General features: G+C 71.0%; 21 protein-coding genes and 1 pseudogene. 7 read left to right on the top strand and 15 right to left on the bottom strand.

Annotated elements, in window-relative coordinates:
• Positions 1–110: 110 nt before the first annotated feature.
• From ACWCRB_RS40970 to ACWCRB_RS40945, 6 genes are all read right to left on the bottom strand, one after another.
• Positions 111–839: an ABC transporter permease gene (locus tag ACWCRB_RS40970; RefSeq protein ID WP_451000923.1), complete on the bottom strand. Its 729-nt coding sequence runs from the start codon at positions 837–839 to the stop codon at positions 111–113.
• A gap of 65 nt (positions 840–904) precedes the next feature.
• Entirely contained in the window at positions 905–1,861 is a 957-nt protein-coding gene (locus ACWCRB_RS40965) for an ATP-binding cassette domain-containing protein (RefSeq protein ID WP_451000920.1), read from the bottom strand.
• A 72-nt stretch (positions 1,862–1,933) separates the two neighbouring features.
• The gene (locus tag ACWCRB_RS40960) at positions 1,934–2,575 is read right to left on the bottom strand and encodes a PadR family transcriptional regulator (protein WP_451000919.1); all 642 of its coding nucleotides are present in this window, start codon (positions 2,573–2,575) and stop codon (positions 1,934–1,936) included.
• 23 nt (positions 2,576–2,598) lie between these two features.
• Positions 2,599–3,138 (bottom strand): DinB family protein, encoded by a 540-nt coding sequence (locus ACWCRB_RS40955; protein WP_451000918.1) that lies wholly within the window; start codon positions 3,136–3,138, stop codon positions 2,599–2,601.
• A 125-nt stretch (positions 3,139–3,263) separates the two neighbouring features.
• Positions 3,264–4,733: an aldehyde dehydrogenase family protein gene (locus tag ACWCRB_RS40950; protein WP_451000917.1), complete on the bottom strand. Its 1,470-nt coding sequence runs from the start codon at positions 4,731–4,733 to the stop codon at positions 3,264–3,266.
• A gap of 103 nt (positions 4,734–4,836) precedes the next feature.
• Complete coding sequence (locus ACWCRB_RS40945; protein ID WP_451000922.1) at positions 4,837–5,661, bottom strand: helix-turn-helix domain-containing protein; 825 nt, start codon at positions 5,659–5,661, stop codon at positions 4,837–4,839.
• A gap of 346 nt (positions 5,662–6,007) precedes the next feature.
• Between ACWCRB_RS40945 and ACWCRB_RS40940 the strand changes: the two genes are divergently transcribed.
• Complete coding sequence (locus tag ACWCRB_RS40940) at positions 6,008–6,517, top strand: ATP-binding protein (protein WP_451000916.1); 510 nt, start codon at positions 6,008–6,010, stop codon at positions 6,515–6,517.
• A 105-nt stretch (positions 6,518–6,622) separates the two neighbouring features.
• On the opposite strand, the gene ACWCRB_RS40935 is transcribed toward ACWCRB_RS40940, so the two are convergent.
• From ACWCRB_RS40935 to rpmG, 5 genes are all read right to left on the bottom strand, one after another.
• Positions 6,623–6,901 carry a DUF397 domain-containing protein gene (locus ACWCRB_RS40935; protein ID WP_235475917.1) on the bottom strand — a complete coding sequence of 93 codons (279 nt, stop codon included), beginning with the start codon at positions 6,899–6,901 and terminating at the stop codon, positions 6,623–6,625.
• Between the two features lie 282 nt (positions 6,902–7,183).
• Positions 7,184–7,417: a 30S ribosomal protein S18 gene (gene rpsR / locus ACWCRB_RS40930; protein ID WP_235475918.1), complete on the bottom strand. Its 234-nt coding sequence runs from the start codon at positions 7,415–7,417 to the stop codon at positions 7,184–7,186.
• Between the two features lie 7 nt (positions 7,418–7,424).
• Positions 7,425–8,663, bottom strand: coding sequence for a CobW family GTP-binding protein (locus tag ACWCRB_RS40925; protein ID WP_451000915.1), 1,239 nt, complete (start codon positions 8,661–8,663; stop codon positions 7,425–7,427).
• A 10-nt stretch (positions 8,664–8,673) separates the two neighbouring features.
• Entirely contained in the window at positions 8,674–8,922 is a 249-nt protein-coding gene (locus ACWCRB_RS40920) for a type B 50S ribosomal protein L31 (RefSeq protein WP_105970889.1), read from the bottom strand.
• A 9-nt stretch (positions 8,923–8,931) separates the two neighbouring features.
• Positions 8,932–9,096 (bottom strand): 50S ribosomal protein L33, encoded by a 165-nt coding sequence (rpmG, locus tag ACWCRB_RS40915; RefSeq protein WP_030573688.1) that lies wholly within the window; start codon positions 9,094–9,096, stop codon positions 8,932–8,934.
• A 72-nt stretch (positions 9,097–9,168) separates the two neighbouring features.
• On the opposite strand from rpmG, the gene rpmB reads away from it, so the two are divergent.
• The 3 genes from rpmB to ACWCRB_RS40900 all read left to right on the top strand — a co-directional run bounded on the left by rpmB (position 9,169) and on the right by ACWCRB_RS40900 (position 10,424).
• On the top strand, positions 9,169–9,405 hold the full coding sequence (gene rpmB, locus ACWCRB_RS40910) for a 50S ribosomal protein L28 (RefSeq protein WP_319291850.1): 237 nt from the start codon (positions 9,169–9,171) through the stop codon (positions 9,403–9,405).
• A gap of 38 nt (positions 9,406–9,443) precedes the next feature.
• Entirely contained in the window at positions 9,444–9,749 is a 306-nt protein-coding gene (gene rpsN / locus ACWCRB_RS40905; protein ID WP_369034090.1) for a 30S ribosomal protein S14, read from the top strand.
• An 84-nt stretch (positions 9,750–9,833) separates the two neighbouring features.
• Positions 9,834–10,424, top strand: a complete 591-nt coding sequence (locus ACWCRB_RS40900) for a hypothetical protein (protein WP_451000914.1) — start codon at positions 9,834–9,836, stop codon at positions 10,422–10,424.
• 648 nt (positions 10,425–11,072) lie between these two features.
• Here ACWCRB_RS40900 and ACWCRB_RS40895 read toward each other — a convergent pair.
• Positions 11,073–12,224 (bottom strand): DUF2786 domain-containing protein, encoded by a 1,152-nt coding sequence (locus ACWCRB_RS40895; protein ID WP_451000913.1) that lies wholly within the window; start codon positions 12,222–12,224, stop codon positions 11,073–11,075.
• A gap of 80 nt (positions 12,225–12,304) precedes the next feature.
• Here ACWCRB_RS40895 and ACWCRB_RS40890 point away from each other — a divergent pair, with 80 nt between their 5' ends.
• Both ACWCRB_RS40890 and ACWCRB_RS40885 read left to right on the top strand, forming a co-directional pair.
• Positions 12,305–13,063, top strand: a complete 759-nt coding sequence (locus ACWCRB_RS40890) for a Clp protease N-terminal domain-containing protein (protein WP_451000912.1) — start codon at positions 12,305–12,307, stop codon at positions 13,061–13,063.
• A 57-nt stretch (positions 13,064–13,120) separates the two neighbouring features.
• Positions 13,121–14,833 (top strand): bifunctional 3'-5' exonuclease/DNA polymerase, encoded by a 1,713-nt coding sequence (locus tag ACWCRB_RS40885; protein WP_451000921.1) that lies wholly within the window; start codon positions 13,121–13,123, stop codon positions 14,831–14,833.
• A gap of 42 nt (positions 14,834–14,875) precedes the next feature.
• On the opposite strand, the pseudogene ACWCRB_RS40880 reads toward ACWCRB_RS40885, so the two are convergent.
• The 3 genes and pseudogenes from ACWCRB_RS40880 to ACWCRB_RS40870 form a co-directional block, all read right to left on the bottom strand.
• A pseudogene (locus ACWCRB_RS40880) lies at positions 14,876–16,930 on the bottom strand (BTAD domain-containing putative transcriptional regulator); the annotation flags it as partial.
• 229 nt (positions 16,931–17,159) lie between these two features.
• Positions 17,160–18,092 (bottom strand): glycosyltransferase family 2 protein, encoded by a 933-nt coding sequence (locus ACWCRB_RS40875; protein ID WP_451000911.1) that lies wholly within the window; start codon positions 18,090–18,092, stop codon positions 17,160–17,162.
• A 97-nt stretch (positions 18,093–18,189) separates the two neighbouring features.
• Positions 18,190–19,512 (bottom strand): PucR family transcriptional regulator, encoded by a 1,323-nt coding sequence (locus tag ACWCRB_RS40870; RefSeq protein WP_451000910.1) that lies wholly within the window; start codon positions 19,510–19,512, stop codon positions 18,190–18,192.
• Between the two features lie 243 nt (positions 19,513–19,755).
• On the opposite strand from ACWCRB_RS40870, the gene ACWCRB_RS40865 reads away from it, so the two are divergent.
• Positions 19,756–21,537 carry an FAD-binding dehydrogenase gene (locus tag ACWCRB_RS40865; protein WP_451000909.1) on the top strand — a complete coding sequence of 594 codons (1,782 nt, stop codon included), beginning with the start codon at positions 19,756–19,758 and terminating at the stop codon, positions 21,535–21,537.
• Positions 21,538–21,787: the final 250 nt, after the last annotated feature.

Here is a 21,787-nt window from a genome sequence, read left to right as displayed (position 1 = left end):
GGCCACCGGGTTTCATCACTGAGTGCGCGACCGCGCCCCGTAAGGGGGCGCGGGGAACTGCGCGACCAGCCCCCACCGGCCCGCGGTTTCCGCACCGTCCGGCGGAGCCCTCAGCTGCTCAGGCGGCCGAACCTCCGTACCGCCAAGGGGAAGAAGACCGCCAGCAGGGCCAGGGGCCAGGCGACGGCTGCCCAGAGGTGGCCCGGTTCGCCGCCCGGGTTGGCGAACAGGTCGCGTACCGCGGTGGCCGTCTGGGACATCGGGTTCCATTGGACGGCCGTGCCCAGCCAGCCCGGCATGGACTCGGGGGTGGCGAAGGCGTTGGACAGGAAGCCGACCGGCCAGACCAGGATCTGGACCGCCTGCACCAGCTCCGGCTTCCCGGCCACCATGGCCAGCTGGATGCCGATCCACAGCATGGCGAAGCGGAACAGCAGGAGCAGGCCCACGGCCCCCAGGAGGGCCGCCACGCCCCCGTGGGCGCGCCAGCCGATCGCGTACCCCACTGCGAGCATCACGGCGAGCCCCAGGGCCGACTGGAGCATGTCGGCGGCCGAACGGCCCACCAGGACCGCGCCGTTGGCCATGGGCATCGAGCGGAATCGGTCGATCACGCCCTTGTTGAGATCCTGGGTGACGGCGAGCATCGTGCCCTCCAGGCCGAAGGCCATGGTCAGCACGAGCATGCCGGGGACCAGGTAGTCGACGTAGTCTCCGCTCACCTCCCGGCCGCCGCCGACCAGGTAGCCGAACATCAGCAGCAGCATCACCGGGAAGACCAGCCCGACGAGCACCTGGACCGGCTGCCGCGCCCAATGGGCGAGTTCGCGGCGGGTCATGGTCCAGCAGTCGCTCAACGCGCGCGTGCCCGGCCCACCGATCACCTTGTACGTCTCGTACGTCGTCACGCGGCCTCCTTCGTCCGTTCGTCGCCGCCGGTGAGGTCCAGGAACACCTCGTCCAGCGTCGGGCGCCGCAGGGCGATGTCCTCGGCCTCGATCCCGGCCGCCTCCAGGGCCCGTACGACCCCGGAGAGCGCCGCCATGCGGTCGGTGACCGGGGCGCTCAGCAGCCGCCGGTCGGGGTCCACGGAGACGCCGTCGGCGGGTACGGGCAACAGGGCGACGGCCGCGCCCAGTTGGCCCGCGTCGCGCAGGACGACGTCGATGCGGTCGCCGCCCGCGCGGGCCTTCAGTTCGTCCGGTGTGCCGTCGGCGACGACCCGGCCCCGGTCGACGACCGAGACGCGGTCGGCGAGCTGATCGGCCTCCTCCAGGTACTGGGTGGTGAGCAGGACCGTCGTACCGCCGCCGACGAGGGAGCGGACCGCGGTCCACACCTCCGTCCGGCCGCGTGGGTCGAGGCCGGTCGTCGGTTCGTCCAGGAAGAGCACCTCCGGTTCGGTGATGAGGGAGGCGGCGAGGTCGAGGCGGCGGCGCATTCCGCCGCTGTAGTGCCGGACCGCCTTGCGGCCGGTGTCCGCGAGTCCGAAGCGGGCGAGGAGTTCACCGGCCCGCACGCGCGCGGGGCGGGCGCCCAGGTGGTAGAGGCGGCCGAACATCTCCAGGTTCTGCCGGCCGCTCAGCTCCTCGTCGAGCGCCGCGTGCTGGCCGAGCAGGCCGACGCGGAAGCGGACCTGCCGGGCCTCGGTCAGCACGTCGTGGCCGGCCACCTCGACCCGGCCGCCGTCGGGCCGCAGCAGGGTGGACAGGATGCGAACCAGGGTTGTCTTGCCCGCGCCGTTCGGCCCGAGCACGCCGTGCACCGTGCCGCGGGCGACCAGGAGGTCGAGTCCGGACAGTGCCTGGGTGTCGCCGTACTTCTTGTGTGCGCCTTCGACGGTGATCGCCGCGTCGGCCACAGAGCCCTCCTCGCTAGTCAAACTTGATTACTTATCGAAGGTAACCCGCCGGGAGCGATTGGTCAAACTTGATTAGCTGGCGTCCCCGGGATGCTTCTCCCCCGTCGCGTACGGGTTCGCCTCGCCCTCGGCCAGGACGCCGACGAACGGTTCGCCCTCCCCCGCGAAGGTGTACGCCCCGCCCTCGATCCGGGCGATCAGGCCCAGCGTCCACTCGGCCTCGGCATCGGCCGTGTGGATCCAGAGGTTCATGATCTCGCCGATGTGGCCCAGCTGTTCGGGGCCGTCCTCGGGGACGTAGTGCTCGGTGACGGAGGCCCGCCACGCGTCGATCCCACGGATCCGCTCCTTCAGGAGCGCCACGGCCTCGGCGCGGGGCAGTTCGACGATGAAGCCGATCGCCGCCGACTTCATGTCCATCTTCTGGTCGTACGAGGTCAGCGCCTCGCGCACCAGCCGGAAGCACTCCTCCGTGCCGGCCTCGGTGATCTCGTACTCCGTGCGCGGCGGGCCGCCGGCCGTGGAGGGGGCGACCTCGTGCGCGATCAGCAGTCCCTGCTTGGCCATCTGCTTGAGCGCGTGGTAGATCGAGCCGGGCTTGGCGTTGGACCACTCGTGCGCGCCCCAGTACTCCAGGTCGTTGCGCACCTGGTAGCCGTGGGCCCGCCCGTGCTGACGGACCGCGCCGAGCACGAGGAGACGAATCGCTGACATGCGGCCACATTAGGACCCCGGCGTCAAGCGGCCCGCTCCCGGGCCACCAGCTCGAAGGCGGTGGCGCCGTCGAGGGACTCGCGGACGATGTCGGCGTGACCGGCGTGCCGGGCGGTCTCGCGGATCAGGTGCAGCGCCAGCCAGCGCATCGAGACCCGGCCCTCCGGCGGGAACCAGGGGTCCGGCGGCAGCGCGAAGGTGTCGTCGAGGCTCGGTACGGACCGCAGGAACGCCTCGGTCTCGGCGGCGGTCTTCTCCCAGTACGCGAGCTGCGACGCGACCGTCTCCCCCTCGACGAGCGCGAAACACTCGTGCCAGTTCGAGGCGTCCCGCTTGACGGCCGGCGGCTCGCCCTTGGCCCGCGCGATCCAGCCCTGCTCGACCTCGGCGACATGCTTGAGCAGCCCCGAGAGGGACAGCTCACTGGCGCTCGGACGCGAGGCCGCCTGCTCCTCGGTCAGCCCGAGCAGGGCCCGCCGGATACCGCCGCGCTGCTCCTCGATGAACGCGAGCAGGGCTCCGCGCTCATCGCCGGGCGCCTCGGTGGGGACGTGAGTGACCATGGTCGGCCGCCTTTCATCGGGTCGTACAGGCGTTGCTGCCTGACACCGATGACGCTACGAGGGCTTTAGGACAGATGCCGTCCTAAAGCCCTCGGGTCCCCCAAGAGGTTCCAGCCCAAGAGGTTCTAGAACGGGAAGCCGCTCCGCCCGTGCTGCACAGAGATCCACTTCTGGGTCGTGAACGCCGCCACCGTCGCCTCGCCGTTCAGGCGGCCGATGCCCGAGGACTTCTCGCCGCCGAAGGCGACCAGGGGCTCGTCGTGGACCGTGCCGTCGTTGACGTGGAACATGCCCGTGTCGATCTGCTTGGCGAAGGCGATGCCACGTTCGACGTCGGCCGTGTGGACGGCGCCGCTGAGGCCGTACGGCGTGTTGTTGACCAGGCGGACCGCCTCCTCCTCGCCGTCGAAGGGGACGAGGAGGGCCACCGGGCCGAAGATCTCCTGCTGGAGGAGGGGCGAGTCGGCGGCGAGGTCGGTCAGGACCGAGGGCTCGACCAGGTTGTCCTTCGTCGTGCCGTGCAGCAACGCCGTCGCGCCGTCCTCCAGTGCCCGTCGCACCACGCCCGAGAGCGCCTCCGCCTGGGACGAGTTGATCACCGGGCCGATGACCGTGGTGGGGTCGCTCGGGTCGCCCACCTTCAGGGACTTGACCTTGGTCACGAACTTCTCGGTGAACTCGGCGGCGATCGAGCGGTCCACCAGGACCCGGTTGGCGGCCATGCAGACCTGGCCCTGATGGACGTACCGGCTGAAGACCGCCGCGTCGACCGCGTAGTCGATGTCCGCGTCGTCCAGGACCACCAGGGCGCTGTTGCCGCCGAGTTCGAGGACCACGTTCTTGAAGAGGGGCGCGGCGACGGTCGCGACGTGGCGGCCGATCTTGTCCGAGCCGGTGAAGGAGATGACCTTCGGGATCGGGTGCTCTATGAACGCGTCGCCTATCTCGGCTATGTCCGTGATGACCACGTTCAGCAAGCCCGGCGGCAGGCCCGCGTCCTCGAAGATCTTCGCCACCAGGGAGCCGCCGACTATCGGGGTGTCCTGGTGCGGCTTGAGGACGACGCCGTTGCCGAGCGCGAGGGCCGGGGCGACCGACTTCAGGGAGAGCAGGAAGGGGAAGTTGAAGGGGCTGATCACGCCCACCACACCCACCGGGACGCGGTAGACGCGGTTCTCCTTGCCGTCGACCGGCGAGGGGATGATCTCTCCCTCGGGGGTCAGCGCCAGGCGGATCGACTCGCGCAGGAACTCCTTGGCGAGGTGCAGTTCGAAGCCGGCCTTGAGGTGCGTGCCGCCGAGTTCGGCGATGATCGCCGCGGCGATCTCCTGCTCCCGGTCCTCGATGATGCGCAGGGCTCTCTCGAAGACCGCGCGGCGGGCGTACGGGTTGGTCGTGGCCCATTCCTTCTGGGCCACGGCGGCGGCGCGGTACGCCTCGTCGACCTCGTCCACCGTGGCGATCGTGATCGAGGCGAGCTTCTCGCCGTCGTACGGGTTGAAGTCGATGATGTCCCAGGAGCCGGTGCCCGGGCGCCACTCACCGCCGATGTACTGCTGCGCGAGGTCGGTGAAGTAGTACGCAGGTGCTGGCATGTGATCCCTCAATCCCTCAATACCGTAAAGCCCTTATCACGGTCTGATCGCACGTCATCGTACGTGCGTTCCAAGGGAGTTGGGGGATCAACCGGCGCACCGGTTACGACAGTTGCAGCAGGCCCCTCAGCAGGTCCCGGCTCTCGTCCGGCCCGGGGCTGTCCTGCTGCAGCTCCTTCATCGCCTTCTCGTACTGGGTGACGTCCTCCGCCTTGTCCAGGTACAGCGCGCTGGTGAGCTGCTCCAGGAAGATCACGTCGGACAGGTCCGACTCCGGGAAGCTCAGGATGGTGAACGCGCCGCTCTCGCCCGCGTGCCCGCCGAAGCCGAACGGCATGATCTGCAGCCGTACGTTGGGCCGCTCGGAGATCTCGATCAGATGCTGGAGCTGGCCGCGCATCACCTCGCGGTCGCCGTACGGCCGACGCAGCGCCGCCTCGTCGAGGACGACGTGGAACTCCGGGCCGCCGTCGGAGAGGAGGTTCTTCTGCCGCTCCAGGCGCAGCGCGACCCGGCGCTCGATGTCGTCGGGGCTCGCGCCCTTCATGCCGCGTCCGACGACGGCGTGCGCGTAGGCCTCGGTCTGCAACAGGCCGTGCACGAACTGGACTTCGTAGGCGCGGATCAGTGATGCCGCGCCCTCCAGGCCCACGTAGGTGGGGAACCAGCTCGGCAGGACGTCCGAGTAACTGTGCCACCAGCCCGCGACGTTGGCCTCCCTGGCGAGGGAGAGGAGCGCGTTGCGCTCGGCCTCGTCGCTCACGCCGTACAGCGTCAGCAGGTCCTCGACGTCCCGCGTCTTGAAGCTCACCCGGCCCAGCTCCATACGACTGATCTTCGATTCGGAGGCGCGGATCGAGTAACCCGCCGCCTCGCGCGTGATCCCCCGTGCCTCACGCAGTCGCCTCAGGTGTGATCCGAGCAGCATGCGCCGCACCACCGATCCCGGCTCTCCCGCGCTCACGTTCGACAACCTCCCCAACCTCTCCAGGGGCCGCAGTCTGCCACTAAAACACTCCGAGCAGTACTCGTCCGGTTACTCAAATGGGAAGACGTCAGAGCGTACGCACAGGATGGGGCAAGGGGAAGACCGGCCAGAGGTGAAAAGTTGGCGGAAAAAATGACCAAGAAGCGGTACGGGAGGGTCCAATTGGGGCGCGTGCACGTGCATCTGCCCTTGCATCCGCCGTACGCATCCGAAACCATGGTCTCGCGCCACCGCTGCAACGCAATGACTGCTTCGCAACGACCGCGATCTCCCGGGAGTGCCTCGCATGGGGATGAATGGATCGACCATGCTCGAGCCGTTAAGGCAGGGGCTTCCGCCGCTGGATCCCTCGACCGTGTCCAACGCCGCGTCGTGTGCGCTGCCCGCCCGCTACGAAGCGGTGCGCGAGGCACGGCAGTTCAGCCGCAGAACACTCGCCCAGTGGGACGTCGGCGACCGCTTCGACGACGTCTGTCTGGTCGTCTCCGAGCTGGTCACCAACGCCCTGCGGCACGCGGTGCCCGCGGACACCCCACTCTCGCCGGCCCAGGAGCCGCCCGTACGGCTGCATCTGATGCGCTGGACCGAGCGACTGGTGTGCGCGGTGCGCGATCCGAGCCGGGAGAGTCCGGTGGCGTACGACGCCGAGGAGTTCTCGGAGGACTTCTCGGCCGAGTCGGGGCGCGGACTGTTCCTGGTCGACTCGTTCAGCGACAGCTGGGGCTGGCACCCGCTCTCGGGCTCACTGGGCGGCAAGGTCGTCTGGGCGCTGTTCCGGCTGCACTCCGCGGAGTGAGGCGGAGCGTTTTTTCGGGCCTCGATTCTACGCGCGTCACCGTGAGTTGAACAGTGGTTACGCCCCGCTTCGACCGGCTTCGGCGCCGGGACGGAAGCGGGGCGGTCAGCTCGCGATCAGGTGGTCGAACTCGCCGTCCTTGATGCCGAGGAGCATCGCCTCGATCTCGGCCCTCGTGTAGACGAGCGCCGGACCGTCGGGGAAACGGGAGTTGCGTACCGCCACCTCGCCGCCGGGCAGCCGCGCGAACTCGACACAGGAACCCTGCGAGTTGCTGTGCCGGCTCTTCTGCCAGGCGGCGACGCCGTCCAGCCGCGCGGCGGCCATGCCGTTGTACACGCCGGACTCATCGTCTACGCCAACGTCGTACACGTCGTGGTCCACAGGTCGCTCCCTGGTGGTGCACTGGCTGGTGAGGCCATTGATGCAGTGGTCAACTGACCCGGATCATAACTCTGTTCACGTGCAGACGCATGGACGTATGCACGGGCGTATGCATGCGCATGCGCACGGTCAGATGCACGTGCACGCGGGGTGTTCGCGCCGCTACCCACCTTGACGCACGCGCGCCCCTACGCGTTCCCCCCACGGGCCCCCAGCACGCCCGTACCCCCACCTCCTGGGACAAATGGAGGCGGGGGTACGGGGCTGAAGGTATGCGTGGGGCTAGCGGGACACGTACGGCAGCAGCGCCATCTCCCGGGCGTTCTTGATCGCGCGGGCGAGCATGCGCTGCTGCTGGGCCGAGACGCGGGTGACGCGGCGGCTGCGGATCTTGCCCCGGTCGGAGATGAACTTCCGCAGCAGATCCGTGTCCTTGTAGTCGATGTACGTGATCTTGGCGGCGTCCAGCGGGTTGGGGCGGGCCTTGACGGGCTTGCGTTCGATCTTGCGGGCCATGGCGGGGTCAGACCTCCAGGAGGGTGTCGAAGGCGGGCGGCAGGAGCTTCCAGGCGCCGCGCCCGCCCGCGTACTCGGCGTCGGTGAGCAGGCAGGACTCCAGGAGCTGTTCGAGTCCGTCGCGGTCGAGGCCCGGGGACGTGAACACCAGGTGCTGGCAGCAGTCGCCGTGCTCGGGGTGCCAGTCGAGGGCGGCGGCGGCCCGGCGCACGGGCGGGACCATGTCCCAGGCGGCGTCCGGGAGCGAGGCGAGCCAGGGGCCCGCGCTCTCCACGCACAGGGCGCCGCCCGCCGCGTCCCAGTGGAGCAGCGTGTCCGGGTGGTCGGCGAGCCAGAACCGGCCCCGGCTGCGGGCTGCGGCACAGGTCAGGTCCTCCAGCGCCTCGTACAGCCGCTCCGGGTGGAAGGGGCGGCGCCGGTGCCAGACGAGGGTGGACACGCCGTGCGCGTCGGCCTCGGCGGGCAGCAGGGCGCACGCCGGGTGCTGGGCAGCGGCGGCGGCCTCGACGTCGAATCCGGCGAGGGCGGCGGAGGCGAGGGGGGAGAGCGGGGACGCGTCCCCCTCGGTCGCGCCGGTCGCGCCGGTCGCGCCCGCCAAGTCCCCTGGGTGGCCGCCCGTTACGGGGACTTGGCGGGCTGTCGGGTGGAGCTGGGCGAGCAGCTCGCGGTCCTCGTCGTCGGCCTCCGGGGAGTCGACGAGGGCGAGGACGGTGGCGTACTCCAGCTGGCGGGCGAAGGTGTCCGCGACCGTGCGCTGGTCGGTGGCCGCGGCGGCGAGGCCGCGTTCGGCCAGGTCGTCGCCGTTGCCGAGGTACGGCAGCAGCAGTGCCGGGTCGACGGCGGTGATGACGCCGGTGACCGTGAGACCGCCGGCCGTCACCACCTCGGCCATCGCCTTGGGCTCGACGGAGTCCCACAGTTCGACGATGGCCAGCCGGGTCAGCCCGGCGTCCGCGAGCCGCCGCAGCTCCGGGACGAGGTCCTCGCGCAGGGCACAGCACGCACAGTCGTTGACCAGCGGCGCCTCTCCCGCGGAGAGGATGCCGCCGGCGTCGCTGACGGTCCGGACGACCGTGCCGGCGACGGCCGTGGCGAGGTCGTGGTGGAGTACGACGCTGCCGGGGACGTCGACGAGCAGCCGGGCGACGGCTGCCTTGCGGGCGTCGGCGTGGAGTCCGCCGACGATCGCCACGGAGAGCTCGTGAGCCGTTCCGGACGGCTCGTGCTCATGCTTGTGCGCCTGCACGTGTGGTCCCTCAGCCCTTCTTGCCGTACCGGCGCTCGAAGCGCTCCACGCGGCCGGCCGTGTCCAGGACGCGGGCCGTGCCGGTGTAGAAGGGGTGGCTGATGTTCGAGATCTCGACGTCGACGACGGGGTAGGTGTTGCCGTCCTCCCAGTCGACCGTCTTCTCGCTGGTCATCGTGGACTGGGTGAGGAAGGCGTGGTTGGCGGCCCGGTCGCGGAAGACGACGGGCCCGTACGCCGGGTGGATTCCCTTACGCATGGCGGCTGATCAGCGCTCCTCTCGGAAGTCGACGTGACGGCCGGCGACCGGGTCGTACTTGCGCAGGGTCATACGGTCCGGGTCGTTGCGGCGGTTCTTGCGGGTGACGTACGTGTAGCCGGTCCCGGCCGTGGACCGGAGCTTGATGACCGGCCGGAGTTCGTTGCGAGCCATGCTGGTATCTTACTGAAAACGACTTCCATTTGCATAACCTGAACGAGATCCAACCGAGAGAGGTGCGTCACCTTGTCCGCCCACTGCATGCTGACCGGCGCCCAGCCGGGCTTCGGCAACAACATCAGCCACTCGCACCGGCGTACGTCGCGCCGCTTCAACCCCAACATCCAGTCGAAGCGGTACTGGCTGCCGAGCGAGGGCAGGCACGTGCGGCTGCGGCTCAGCACGAAGGGGATCAAGACCGTGGACACGATCGGGGTCGAGGCGGCGGTGGCCCGGATCAGGGCGCGTGGGGTCAGGGTCTGAGGGGACGGAAAGGGCAGAAGGGGTAAGGGAGTAGCGGCATGGCGAAGAAGAGCAAGATCGCGAAGAACGGGAAGCGGCAGGAGATCGTCGCGCGGTACGCGGAGCGGCGGGCCGAGCTGAAGGAGATCATCCGGCGGCCGGGGTCGTCGGAGGCGGAGCGGGCTGCCGCGCGGCGGGAGCTGGAACGGCAGCCTCGGGATGCGAGTGCGACGCGCGTGCGGAACCGGGACCAGGTGGACGGGCGGCCCCGCGGGTACTTCCGGGCGTTCGGGCTGTCCCGGGTGAGCCTGCGTTCACAGGCGCATGCAGGGTTCCTCCCAGGGGTTCGCAAGTCGTCCTGGTAGCTTGCTGCGGTCCTGTCGTGCGGTCGTGACGGCTCTTGCCGGCGGCTACTGGTTGGGAGCTTCCCGGTGACTTCGCTGAACTCGATGACTTCGGTGACTTCGGTGTCGTACGCGCGCGGGCTGCTGCGCAGGGCTGGTGTGGCGTCGGTGGTAGGGGTGGCTGGTGTGCTGGTGCTGGCCGGGTGCAGTGGTGACGGGGGGTCGGACGACGGGGCGGCGAGCGGCGGTACGAGCTCGTCGGCCGCGTCCTCTTCGCCGTCGCCCTCCGACTCGGGCTCGGGCTCGGGCTCGGGCTCGGGCTCGGGCTCGGGCTCGGGCTCGGGCTCGGGCTCGGGCAGCGGAGGTACGACCGCGGCGGACACGGCGTTGGCGGGCAGCTGGTTGACCACCAGCAAGGGCAGTGCTGTGGCGCTGGTGGTCACCGGGGCGAAGGCCGGGTTGTTCGCGACCGGGGGGATGGTCTGCAGTGGTACGGCGGGCAAGGAGACGGGGATGCAGATGATCCGGCTCACGTGCTCCGACGGGAACAAGGACCGGGCCGAGGGGATGGTCGACTCCGTTGACGCGACGTCGATGAAGGTGACGTGGGAGAGCGGTCTCGGCACGGAGACGTACACGAAGGCGGAGGGCGGGCAACTTCCGTCGGGGTTGCCTACGGCGGGGTTGGGGTCCTGAGGGGGTCCCTCCGGGGGGGGTGGCGGTGTCCACGGCACCGGTGTTGAGGTGAACCTCGGGGGTGGGCGGCGTCCAAGGCACCCGGCGTTGACGTGAACCTCGGGGTGGGTCGCGCGGCCCGGCGCTGTACGGGGTGCCGCTGCGCCCACCCGTGCCGCCCCTAGCGGCACGCATGCCCGCAGCTGGGCGGGTTTGACGGGCGCCGCCCAACGGCGCGCATGCCCGCGGCTGGGCGGGAGGCAGCGGACGAGCTGGCCGCGCGCCTCGACACCTGCGAACTCCGGCCCGCTGGAGCGCCCCTCCAGAGGCGCGGGGAACTGCGCGACCAACCCCCACCGACCCGCAGCCGGACAGATCGGGACGGGCGGGTTTTTCAGGGGCGCGGGGAACTGCGCGACCAACCCCCACCGGCCCGCAGACAGACCGATCGGGACCCGCAGCGCCTTCAGGGGCGCGGGGAACTGCGCGACCAACCCCCACCGACCCGCAGCCGGACAGCTTGGGACGGGCTGGTTTTTCAGGGGCGCGGGGAACTGCGCGACCAACCCCCACCGGCCCGCAGACAGACCGATCGGGACGCGCGGCGCCTTCAGGGGCGCGGGGAACTGCGCGGCCAGCCTCCGGCGGGCCGCAGTCGGGCAGGTGGACCTAGGCGCCCGGTAGGCGTCTGCGGTCGTGTAGGGCTGCCTTGGTTGCTGCTGTTGTGCCCTCTGTCCAGCCTGCCTCGTCTGTTACGCCCCGTAGACGGGTTGTCGTTGTTGTGGGGAACAGGTGGGTCACGTGGGCCGTGACCGCCAGGTCCCGGGTCGCCAGGATCGGGAGTAGGGAGTCGGCGGCCTCGGGCGCCGGAGTTTGCGCTGCTGCCGCCTCCTCCAGGCGTGCGCCCATCTTGTGGGCGTAGGCCGCCAAGAAGGACTGGCGGAATGTTTTTGTGCGCCTGCGACCCTGCGCCCGCTGCACCGCCTCCGCCCTCGTCATCGCCGTCGTGGCCTGCACCAGCAGCGACGTGTACAGGAGTTCCACCGTCTCCAGGTCCGGCTCGAAGCCCACCACCGTCGAGAAGCCCAGCGCCTCGTTCCACACCGCTCGGCAGCGGTTCGCGTCGGCCACCGCGTGGAGCAGGACCGCCTTCGCCTCCTCGTACGGCGCGTCCACGCCCAGGCGGCACGCGCGCGGGGCGTCGGGTGCGGGGGCGCCGGCTGCCAGCAGGGCCTCGTCGATGCTGTGTCTGGCCATCAGTTCCTGGGCCTTCGCGCTCAGCGCCTCCGCCTCCTCCGGGAAGCCCGTCGCCTCCGCCTTCGCCAGCAGCGCGCGGATACGGGGCAGCATTCGGGACTCCGGGCGGGCTCCTCCACCGGTCGAACCGCCGTCCAAGGGCTCCAGCGTCGGCAGTGTCAGCAGGAGGCGGTACAGCTCCAAGATCGTCGTCGCGTGGGTGAAGCGGTCCGTGCGGGCCGCGGGTGGCGTGCTCTGCGTACGCAGGTCGGTCAGTTGTGCCGTCCAGCGGTGGTCCCGGGATCGGTCGTCGCGGGCCTGGGTGACTATCAGGGTCGTCACCGCTCGTACGTGTGTTTCGTCCAGTTCTCGGCGGACCAGGCGTACGACATCCGCCGGCTGCCAGCCCCGGCGCCAGGCCGACGCCACGAACTCCTCGCCGCGGCGGGCGAGTTCGGCGTCCGCCGTCGGGTCGGCGGCGAGGAGGGACGCGCCCGTGTCGAGGGTCGTGTCCGTGTCGGCGTACAGGGCCGCCTTGAAGGCTTGTTCGACGGTGTTGCTGGTGTTGTCGGTGCTGCTGGTCACCTGTCGATCGTGCCATGTCCGCCGGCTTCGAGTGTCAACTCTTGGTTGACAGTTCGCCACTGCCAACCTACGGTTGACACATGACGACCAATCAGCCCGTCCGGGCCTCCGTACGTCTCGACGACCTCATCGAGGCCATCAAGAAAGTGCACACCGACGCCCTCGAACAGCTCCAGGACGCGGTGATCGCCGCTGATCACCTCGGGGAGGTGGCCGACCATCTGATCGGGCACTTCGTGGACCAGGCCCGGCGTTCCGGGGCCTCCTGGACCGACATCGGCAGGAGCATGGGCGTCACCCGGCAGGCCGCGCAGAAGCGGTTCGTGCCGAAGGGCGAGTCGGACCTCGACCCGAGCCAGGGCTTCAGCCGCTTCACGCCACGGGCCAGGAACGTGGTGGTCCTCTCCCAGGAAGGGGCCAAGGCCGCCGGCAACGACCAGATCCGCACCGAGCACCTGGTCCTCGGCCTCCTCGCCGACCCGGAGAGCCTCGGGGCGAAGGCGATCACCGCGCAGGGCGTCTCCCTGGACAGCGTGCGCGAGGCCGCGACCGCCGGCCTCCCCCCACGTGGCGAGAACGACCCCGCCCTCATCCCCTTCGACGCCAACGCGAAGAAATCCCTCGAACTCACCTTCCGCGAGGCCCTGCGCCTGGGCCACAACTACGTCGGCACCGAGCACATCCTGCTCGCCCTGCTGGAGTTCGAGAACGGCGAAGGCGTGCTGTCCGGCGTCGGGCTCACCAAGGCGGCGACGGAGGAGTACGTCGTCGCGGCCCTCGCGAAGATCAAGGTGGACTTCGAGGGGAAGGGTGAGGGCAAGGGCGCGGAGAAGGGCTGAAAGTCCAGGTCAGGCGCATTGTCAGACCCTCCTGCCACACTCTCGGACATGGCAGGGATGGCGGACACCGCCGAGCGCTGGGCGCTCGCTCCGGCCGAGGACGGCGGCGTGGAGATCGCCCCCCTCGGTCCGGACGGGCTGCCCGTCGGGCCGGTGCGGCGGGAGGGGGATCTCGGCGCGGCCGTCCGTGACCGGCCGGAGGTCACGCGGTGGGTGTGGCGGTCCACCGCCGAGGTCTATCCGCGGCTGCTCGCCACGGGGGTGCGAGTCGAGCGGTGCTACGACATCGAGGACGCCGAGACGCTGCTGCTCGGGCACGAGGGGCGGCTCGGTGAGCCCCGGTCCGCGGCGGCGGCCCTCGGCCGGCTGCGCGGTGGTCCCGTACCGCCGGATCCGCCGCAGCGGGCCGCCGAGCCCGGCGCGCAGTCGCCGCTGTTCGAGCCGCAGAGCGTCCGGCTGCCGCTGGCGGATCTGCTGGAGGTGTACGCCGACCAGCAGCGCCGGCACGACGCGACCGCGCACCCGGACCGGATGCGGCTGCTGACGGCCGCCGAGTCGGCGGGGATGCTGGTGGCCGCCGAGATGAACGCGGCGGGGCTGCCATGGCGGGCGGACGTCCATCGGGAGCTGCTCCACGAACTGCTGGGCGAGCGGTACGCGGGCGGTGGTGAGCCCCGGCGGCTCGCCGAGCTGGCGGACGAGGTGTCGGCGGCGTTCGGGCGGCGGGTGCGGCCCGATCTGCCCGCCGATGTCGTCAAGGCCTTCGCGCAGGCCGGGATCAAGGTGCGGTCCACGCGGCGATGGGAGATCGAGAGTCTTGATCATGCTGCGGTGAAGCCGCTCGTCGAGTACAAGAAGCTGTACCGGATCTGGGTCGCCCACGGCTGGTCCTGGCTTCAGGACTGGGTGCGGGACGGGCGGTTCCGGCCCGAGTTCCTCGCGGGCGGGACGGTCACCGGGCGCTGGGTCACCAACGGCGGGGGCGGACTGCAGATCCCCAAGGTGATCCGGCGGGCCGTGGTCGCCGACCCGGGGTGGCGGCTCGTGGTCGCCGACGCCGACCAGATGGAGCCGCGGGTGCTGGCCGCCATCTCGCGCGACCCCGGGCTGATGGAGGTCGCGGGGCGGGAGACCGACCTGTACCAGTCGGTCTCCGAACGCGCGTTCTCCGGCGACCGGGAGCAGGCCAAGCTCGCGGTGCTGGGCGCGGTGTACGGGCAGACGTCCGGGGACGGCCTCAAGAACCTCGCCGCGCTCAGACGCCGGTTCCCGAAGGCGGTGGCGTACGTCGACGAGGCCGCCCGCGCGGGAGAGGAGGGGCGGCTCGTACGGACCTGGCTGGGGCGTACGTGTCCTCCGGCCGTGCGGACCGGCGACGACTCGGTGGAGGAGGCCGGTATCCCGCTCTCGGAGGACGAGGGCAGCGGGCCGGCGAGTGCGGAGGCGCAGGAGTGGGTGCCGGGGTACGCCTCCTCCAACTCCCGTGCCCGGGGCCGCTTCGCGCGCAACTTCGTCGTCCAGGGCAGCGCCGCCGACTGGACGCTGCTGCTGCTCGCCGCGCTGCGCAGGACCTGTGCGGGGATGGCGGCCGAGCTGGTCTTCTTCCAGCACGACGAGGTGATCGTGCACTGTCCCGAGGAGGAGGCGGAGACGGTCGCGGCGGCGATCCGGGAGGCGGCGGAGCTGGCGGGACGGCTGACGTTCGGGGAGACGCCGGTGCGGTTTCCGTTCAGTACGGCGGTGGTGGAGTGCTATGCCGACGCCAAGTGACGCGCGTCAACCGCGCCGGGTGGCTGGGGCGGCGGCCGTCTCTTCGCCCGCTGCTTCGGCCGCCTGCTCGGCCGCGGCCAGTTCGCGGGCGAAGTCCCGGACCAGGTCGTGGGGTGCGTAGTGGCCGTACGACGTCTCCTCCAGGAGGGCTACGTCGGTCAGGCGGTCCAGGGCCGCCTCGGCGCGGTGTTCGTCGGTCGCGGTGAGGCGGGCGAGGAGCTGGACGTCGAACGTGGGGAGGTCGAGGGTGCCGATGCGGCGCAGGGCGAGGGCGGCGTCGCGGTCGGCCTCGTGAGCGGAGGTGCGCAGCGCGTCGTGGGCGCCGGCCAGGGAGCGGCGGACGCTGAGGTCGTCGTACTCCAGATACGGCAACCTCCTTGCAGATGCGGCCAGTTGAGCGGCGAGCAGGTCCGGGGTGAGGGCCCTGCGGGCGGCGAGCCGGGCGGCCACCACGCGCAGGGCGAGCGGGAGGCGGCCGGTGAGGTCGACGAGGGGGTGGATGGCGTCGAGGCCGTCCCGTCCGGAGACGGCGCGCAGCAACTCGGCGCTCTCCCTGGCGGTCAGGGGGGTGAGAGGGAAGCGGCGGGCGCCGTCGAGGGCGGTGAGCGGGGATCCGCTGGTGACGATCACCGCGCATCCCGGGCCCGCTGGGAGCAACGGCCGTACCTGCGCGGCACGTTGGGCGTCGTCCAGGACCATCAGCGTGCGGGTCGGCGCGAGCAGCGAGCGCAGCAACGCGGCTGCCGCGTCCGGGTGTTCGGGGATGCGGTACGGCTCGACGCCGAGGTCGCGCAGTAGTGCGGTGAGGGCGTGGGCCGGGGTGAGCGGGGGTGTGCCGGGACCGGGGGTGGTGCCGTGCAGGTCGACGTACAGCTGGCCGTCGGGGAAGCGGTCTCTGAGGGCGTGGGCGGCGTGCAGTGCGAAGGCGCTCTTGCCCACGCCGGGCATGCCGTGGATCACGGCCACGGGGGTGATGGGCGTGACGTCGTCGGGGCCGGGGTGACTGTCCGGGGCGAGGGTCCGGCGCAGGGCCTCGGTGAGTGAGGTGCGGCCGGTGAAGTGGGTCGGGGGCGGGGGGAGTTGGGCGGGGTGGGGCATGGGGGGCGGTGCTGATGCCGACGCCACCTGTGGTGTCGACGCGGGGACTCTCGCTGTCGGGGCGGGAGCCGGTCGTGGGACGGGCTGCGGGGTCGAGGCAGGCGTCGGTCGCGGGGCCGCCGAACCCGACGTCGGCTGTGCGGGGACGTAGGGAACCGCGAGGTCGGTGGGCATCGCAAGGTCGGCGGGCATCGCGGCGCCGCCCGGAACCTCCGGCTCCGGTCGGCCTTCCGGACCCCCCAGAACCCGCAGCACCTCCACATGCGCCGCCCGTACCGCCGCCCCCGGTTCCACGCCCAGTTCCTCCAGCAGGCGGTTGCGCAGGTCGCGGTGGACGGCGAGGGATTCGGCTCGGCGGCCTGTGCGGTGGAGGGCGAGCATCAACTGGCGGTGGTAGGACTCGCGTAGGGGGTTTTCGGCGGCCAGGGCCGTCAACTCCGGGACCAGGGAGGCCAGTCGGGGGCCGCCGATGTGCAGTTCGGCGTCGTAGCGCCATTCCAGGAGGAGGCGGTGGGCCTCCGTCAGGCGTTGGGTGAAGGCGTAGCCGACGGTCTCGGGGGGTGGCGTGCCGCGCCACAGGGCCAAGGCTGACGCACACTCCCCCAGGACTCGGCGCCAGTCCTGGTTGGCGTGGGCCGCCCGCGCCCGTTCGACGTGTGCCTGGAAGACGTGGACGTCCAACTCGCCCGGGCCCACCCGTAGTAGGTAGCCGGGCGGGACTGCTCGGAGGCGTGCCGGGTCGTCGAGGCGGCGGCGCAGTCGGGCCACGTGGTTGTGCAGGGAGGCCTGTGCGGAGGCCGGCGGGGCCCCGCCCCACAGCGCGTCCTTGAGCGTCTCGACCGGGACGACCCGGCCGGGTTCGAGGAGCAGGGCGGCGAGCAGTGCTCGTACCTTGCCGCCGCCGATCGGCTGAATTCCGTTGCCCGTACGGCCGTTGGGGACGTCGAAGTCGTACAGGACCGGCGCGCCCAGCAGTCCGAACCGCAGACCGCGCCGCATGTTCTCGCCCCACTGCCGTCTCGTTGGCTTGCCGGACGCACATGTTAGCGATTTGTTGGCGTGGCCTGATGTGATCACTTCAACGGAGCCGGTCCGAGGGTGCGCGCGTATGACGCGCAGCTCGGGGGAGTGTCGCCGTCGCGGCCGGATCCGGATACGCGAGAGGGCCCCGGTCGCCAGAGGTGACGGCCGGGGCCCTCGTATCGCGGACCCCACGGGACCACTCGGTTCACAGGATCGGTGGGCGGCCCAGTCTCGTCAGTCTCCACACCGTTCGCCAGCTCATCGGGCGGCGCTCGCCCGCCGGTTCACGCAGGCCCTCCGCGAAGCCGGCGAACCAGGCCCGCAGCGCGCCCGTGGAGCGGGCCCGCAGGACGGTGATCGCGATCCAGACGGCCAGGTGCACCGGGATCAGCGGCAGCGGCAGCCGACGGCGGACAAGCCAGACCCGGTTGCGGGCGGTGACCCGGTGGTAGATGGCGTGCCGGGCGGGCGAGGTGCTGGGGTGACGGAGCAGAAGACGCGGTTCGTAGAGGATCTTCCAGTCGGCGTCGACGGCCCGCCAGGCCAGGTCGGTCTCCTCGTGGGCGAAGAAGAAGGCGGCCGGCCAGTCGCCGGTCTCGTCGAGCATCTCCATGCGCAGGGCGTGGCCGCCGCCGAGGAACTGGGTGACGTACCCGCCGAGCATCGGGTCGCCCGCGCCGGGCCGGGGCACGTGCCGACGCTGGGTCACGCCGTTCTCGTCGGCGATGCGGAAGCCGACGATGCCGAGCCGCGGGTCGGCGGCGTACAGGTCCCGTACGCGGGTGAGCACATCGGGGTCGACGAGGAGGCCGTCGTCGTCGAGGTCGACCACGACGTCGATGTCGCCGAACTCCCGCAGCCGGGCCAGCGCCACATTGCGGCCGCCCGGACAGCCGAGGTTCTCGTCGACCTCGATGGTGGTGACCTCGCCGGAGAGGCCGGGGAGTTCGGGCAGCGGACAGCCGTTGCCGACGAGCACGATGCGGTCGGGGGCGACGTCCTGCTTGGCGATCGACTCCAGCAGCGCGTTCAGCGCGGCGGGCCTGTTTCCCATGGTCACCACGGCCACCGCGATACGCGGCTCCACCGTCATGCCACCCACCAGACCCACCTCGTTCCGGCCGCCGACGTCCACCATCGCGGTCGGATGCTATCTGTTTACAGTAAGGATGTATTAAGTACGCATTGAGTACGTCTCTTCTGCATAACACCCTTGCACAAACACCCCAAGGCGTTCAGTCGGAGCCGGATTCCAGCCACGTCCGCAGCGCCCACCACCAGTGCAACGTACCCAGCGGTCCGGAGGAGATGCCCGGCAGATCATCGGTCAGGGACTCACCGGTGAGCTGCTGGAGGCGGGCCAGGCGATAGCGGACGGTGTTGGGGTGGGTGAACAGGGTAGCCGCCGTCCGGTCCAGGCGGCGACCGTGGTCGAGAAACGCCAGCGCGGTGACCGCGATCTGACGGTGGAAGTCGTCCCGGGGGTCCAGGTCCGCGAGCAGCCGGGCGCTGAGCCAGGCGCCCAGCAGCGGCTGGTCGGCGAGGGCGATCTCGGCAGCCAGCTCGGTGAGTTCGTACACGCCGGGGCGCAGAGACGGACCCCGGTCCAGGGCGCGGACGCAGAGGCCGTACGCCGCACGGAGGTCGTCCAGGGGGACGGCCGGTGAGACCACGACGAGCGGCCCGCCGCCCTCCGTACCGCTACCGCTACCGCTACCGCTACCGTTCTCGCCCCACTCCCCCTCCCCCTCTCCTTCCCCGTCATCGATGCGCTCGCCCGCCGGCAGCCGTGGGTACAGGCCCACCAGCCGGCCGTCGAGCATGCCGAAGAGGCAGCCGCGCAGGGCGGCCAGGCGGTGGGTCAGGCGCCGGGTGCGGGCGGGGTCGCCGCCCGGGTGGGCGACCAGGAGGTGGCGTACGGCGTCCTGGCGCAGCCCGGCGCGCGTCAACTCCTCGGCGGCGGGCGGTGGTTCGCCCTCGACGAGGAGCCGGCGGAGCAGTCGCGCCCGGGGCTCGCCCAGGGCGCGCGGGGTGTCCCACTCGGCGGCGCGGTAGCCGTGGACGACATGCCGTTGCAGGGCGTCGCCGTACTCCTTGAGGCGCAGGACGGCGGTGAGCAGCGCGGCGTCGGGGACACCGGCCGAGCGGCAGCGGTCGACGGTGATCTCGACGGCGCGGGTGTGCGCGGCCTGAACTCCGCGCAGTACGGCGGTCATCGGCACGCCCTGGGCGGCGCGGTCGGCGCCGAGGAGGAGCGCGGCGGCGAAGTCCTGGGTGTCGATGCCCAGTTCGTCGCTGTCCCCCATGCCGTTGTCCCCTGTACCGAGTCCTCGCTCACCGAGGTCGCCCAGCCAGGCGCCGGCCGCGTTGATCATGGCGGTGACGTGCCAGTGGGTCTCCGCCTCGGCCAGCCGGGCCACCTCGGGCGAGTGCGACCGGGCCGCGTGCACGAGTTGGCCCTGGACGTCCGCGTCGGCGGCCATGGCCCGCAGCACCTCGGCGACGGTCTCGCGGTCGGGTCGTCCGGACCGCTCGGTGACGTCGGTGAGGACCGTCATGGGCCTCTCCCTTCCGCGTCGGTGCGGTGTCGCCGGGACACAACGGAGGGGCGGACGCGTTGGCTCCCGGCTACTACCGCGCAGTAGTACCGACCTGATTCCCTGGGCGCTACCGACGGTAACCCCAGGCTCGCCAGAAACACACCCTTCGCGCGGACGCCCCACGCGCCCGTGCGTGCGCATTCGTGTCTGCATCTGCACTCGCACCCGCATCCGCCGTACGTCCTCCCGGAAGGCACCCCCATGGAGCACTTGACTGACCCGGTCAGCCGCCGCCGGGCACTGACCCTGGCCGGCGGCGCGGTCGCCGCCACCGCCCTCACCCAGACGGGTACGGCCTTCGGGGCCTCGGCGGCAGCCACGACCGCCGACGCGATCGTCGTCGGCCACGGTCTCGCCGGGCTGGTCGCCACGGCCGAACTCGCCGCCGCGGGCCGCAGGGTGCTGCTGCTCGACCAGGAACCGGAGACCAACCTCGGCGGGCAGGCGTTCTGGTCGTTCGGCGGGCTGTTCTTCGTCGACTCCGTCGAGCAGGGCCTGATGGGCGTCAACGACTCGCCGGAACTGGCCTGGCAGGACTGGCTGGGCACGGCCGGCTTCGACCGGGGCATCGACGACCCGCTCGGCCAGGACTACTGGGCCTACAAGTGGGCCCAGTCGTACGTCGACTTCGCGTCCGGCGAGAAGCGGTCCTGGCTGGCGGGCCTCGGCATGCAGTGGTTCCCGATGGTCGGCTGGGCGGAGCGCGGCGGCGGTCTCGCGGACGGCCACGGCAACTCCGTACCGCGCTTCCACGTCACCTGGGGTACGGGTCCCGCCGTGGTGGAACCGTTCGAGAAGAAGGTGCGGGCGGCGGTGGCGGACGGGCTGGTGACGTTCAAGCACCGCCATCGCGTGGACGAGGTGATCCGGACGAACGGCACCGTCACCGGCGTACGCGGTGCGGTTCTCGAGGCGAGCACCGCCGCGCGGGGCAAGGCCAGTTCGCGCACGGTCGTCGGCAGCTTCGAGCTGAGCGCCGAGGTGGTCATCGTGACGTCCGGCGGTATCGGCGCCAACCACGATCTCGTACGGGCCAACTGGCCGGCCCGGATGGGTAACGCGCCCAAGTCGATGATCACGGGTGTGCCCGCGCACGTGGACGGGCGGATGCTCGGGATCACCGAGAAGGCGGGCGGGCGGATCGTCAACCCGGACCGGATGTGGCACTACACGGAGGGCATCAAGAACTACGACCCGATCTGGGCGAACCATGGCATCCGGATCCTGCCCGGGCCGTCCTCGATGTGGTTCGACGCGACGGGCAAGCGGTTCTCCGCGCCCGACATGCCGGGCTACGACACCCTCCACACCCTCAAGTCGATCACCGACACCGGCTACGACTACTCGTGGTTCGTGACGACCCAGAAGATCCTCGCGAAGGAGTTCGCGCTCTCCGGATCCGAACAGAACCCTGATCTAACAAATAAGGACATCTGGATGCTGCTCTCGCGCATCTGGCAGACGCCGGAGCCGCTGGAGCGGTTCAAGAAGTACGGCGAGGACTTCATCGTCTCCGAGACGCTGTCCGAGCTGGTGCGGGGCATGAACAAGCTGACCGGGACGAGTCTGATCGACCTTGCCTCGCTGCAGCGGCAGATCGAGGCTCGGGACCGGGAGATCGACAACGCGTACAGCAAGGACGCGCAGGTCATGGGCATCCGGAACGCGCTCTCGTATCCCGGTGACGTGCTCAGCCGTACGGCGTCGGCGCACAAGATCCTGGACTCGTCCGCCGGGCCGCTGATCGCTGTGCGGCTCAACATCCTGACGCGTAAGACCCTCGGCGGGCTTCAGACCGATCTGTCGGGGCGGGTTCTCGATGCTGCCGGGGCGCCGATTCCTGGGCTGTACGCGGCTGGGGAGGTCGCGGGGTTCGGGGGTGGCGGGGTGCATGGGTATCGGTCGCTGGAGGGGACGTTCCTCGGGGGGTGTCTGTTCTCTGGGCGGCAGGCGGGGAGGGCGGCGGCTGCGGCCACTGCCTGACTGTCTTTCAGTTTGCTTGGGTGCGCCGTGCGTTCGTCGTGCGGCGCACCTTTCGTGCGGTCCGGCTGGGCGGGTGCGGGTGTGGGTGCGGGTGCGGTCAGGGGTTTTCGCCCCCGCCGCCCCTACCCGTCCCATCCTTCTGGGGGCTGCGCCCCCAGACCCCCCTTTCGGCCTGGACGGCCTCGTCCTCAAACTCCCCCAGAGGGGGGACCCCCAACGGGCTGAAATGCCCGGGCCGGTGCTGAAGTGC

It is taken from the genome of Streptomyces sp. NPDC002156 (assembly GCF_053593675.1).
This window is presented reverse-complemented; position numbering and strand designations above follow the sequence as displayed.

Coding starts and splice junctions, on each gene's coding strand:
- ACWCRB_RS40970 (WP_451000923.1), bottom strand. CDS start 839: ATGACCCGCCGCGAACTCGCCCATTGGGCGCGGCAGCCGGTCCAGGTG.
- ACWCRB_RS40960 (WP_451000919.1), bottom strand. CDS start 2,575: ATGTCAGCGATTCGTCTCCTCGTGCTCGGCGCGGTCCGTCAGCACGGG.
- ACWCRB_RS40955 (WP_451000918.1), bottom strand. CDS start 3,138: ATGGTCACTCACGTCCCCACCGAGGCGCCCGGCGATGAGCGCGGAGCC.
- ACWCRB_RS40950 (WP_451000917.1), bottom strand. CDS start 4,733: ATGCCAGCACCTGCGTACTACTTCACCGACCTCGCGCAGCAGTACATC.
- ACWCRB_RS40945 (WP_451000922.1), bottom strand. CDS start 5,661: ATGCTGCTCGGATCACACCTGAGGCGACTGCGTGAGGCACGGGGGATC.
- ACWCRB_RS40940 (WP_451000916.1), top strand. CDS start 6,008: ATGGGGATGAATGGATCGACCATGCTCGAGCCGTTAAGGCAGGGGCTT.
- rpsR (WP_235475918.1), bottom strand. CDS start 7,417: ATGGCCCGCAAGATCGAACGCAAGCCCGTCAAGGCCCGCCCCAACCCG.
- ACWCRB_RS40920 (WP_105970889.1), bottom strand. CDS start 8,922: ATGCGTAAGGGAATCCACCCGGCGTACGGGCCCGTCGTCTTCCGCGAC.
- rpmG (WP_030573688.1), bottom strand. CDS start 9,096: ATGGCTCGCAACGAACTCCGGCCGGTCATCAAGCTCCGGTCCACGGCC.
- rpsN (WP_369034090.1), top strand. CDS start 9,444: ATGGCGAAGAAGAGCAAGATCGCGAAGAACGGGAAGCGGCAGGAGATC.
- ACWCRB_RS40900 (WP_451000914.1), top strand. CDS start 9,834: ATGACTTCGGTGACTTCGGTGTCGTACGCGCGCGGGCTGCTGCGCAGG.
- ACWCRB_RS40890 (WP_451000912.1), top strand. CDS start 12,305: ATGACGACCAATCAGCCCGTCCGGGCCTCCGTACGTCTCGACGACCTC.
- ACWCRB_RS40885 (WP_451000921.1), top strand. CDS start 13,121: ATGGCGGACACCGCCGAGCGCTGGGCGCTCGCTCCGGCCGAGGACGGC.
- ACWCRB_RS40875 (WP_451000911.1), bottom strand. CDS start 18,092: ATGGTGGACGTCGGCGGCCGGAACGAGGTGGGTCTGGTGGGTGGCATG.
- ACWCRB_RS40870 (WP_451000910.1), bottom strand. CDS start 19,512: ATGACGGTCCTCACCGACGTCACCGAGCGGTCCGGACGACCCGACCGC.
- ACWCRB_RS40865 (WP_451000909.1), top strand. CDS start 19,756: ATGGAGCACTTGACTGACCCGGTCAGCCGCCGCCGGGCACTGACCCTG.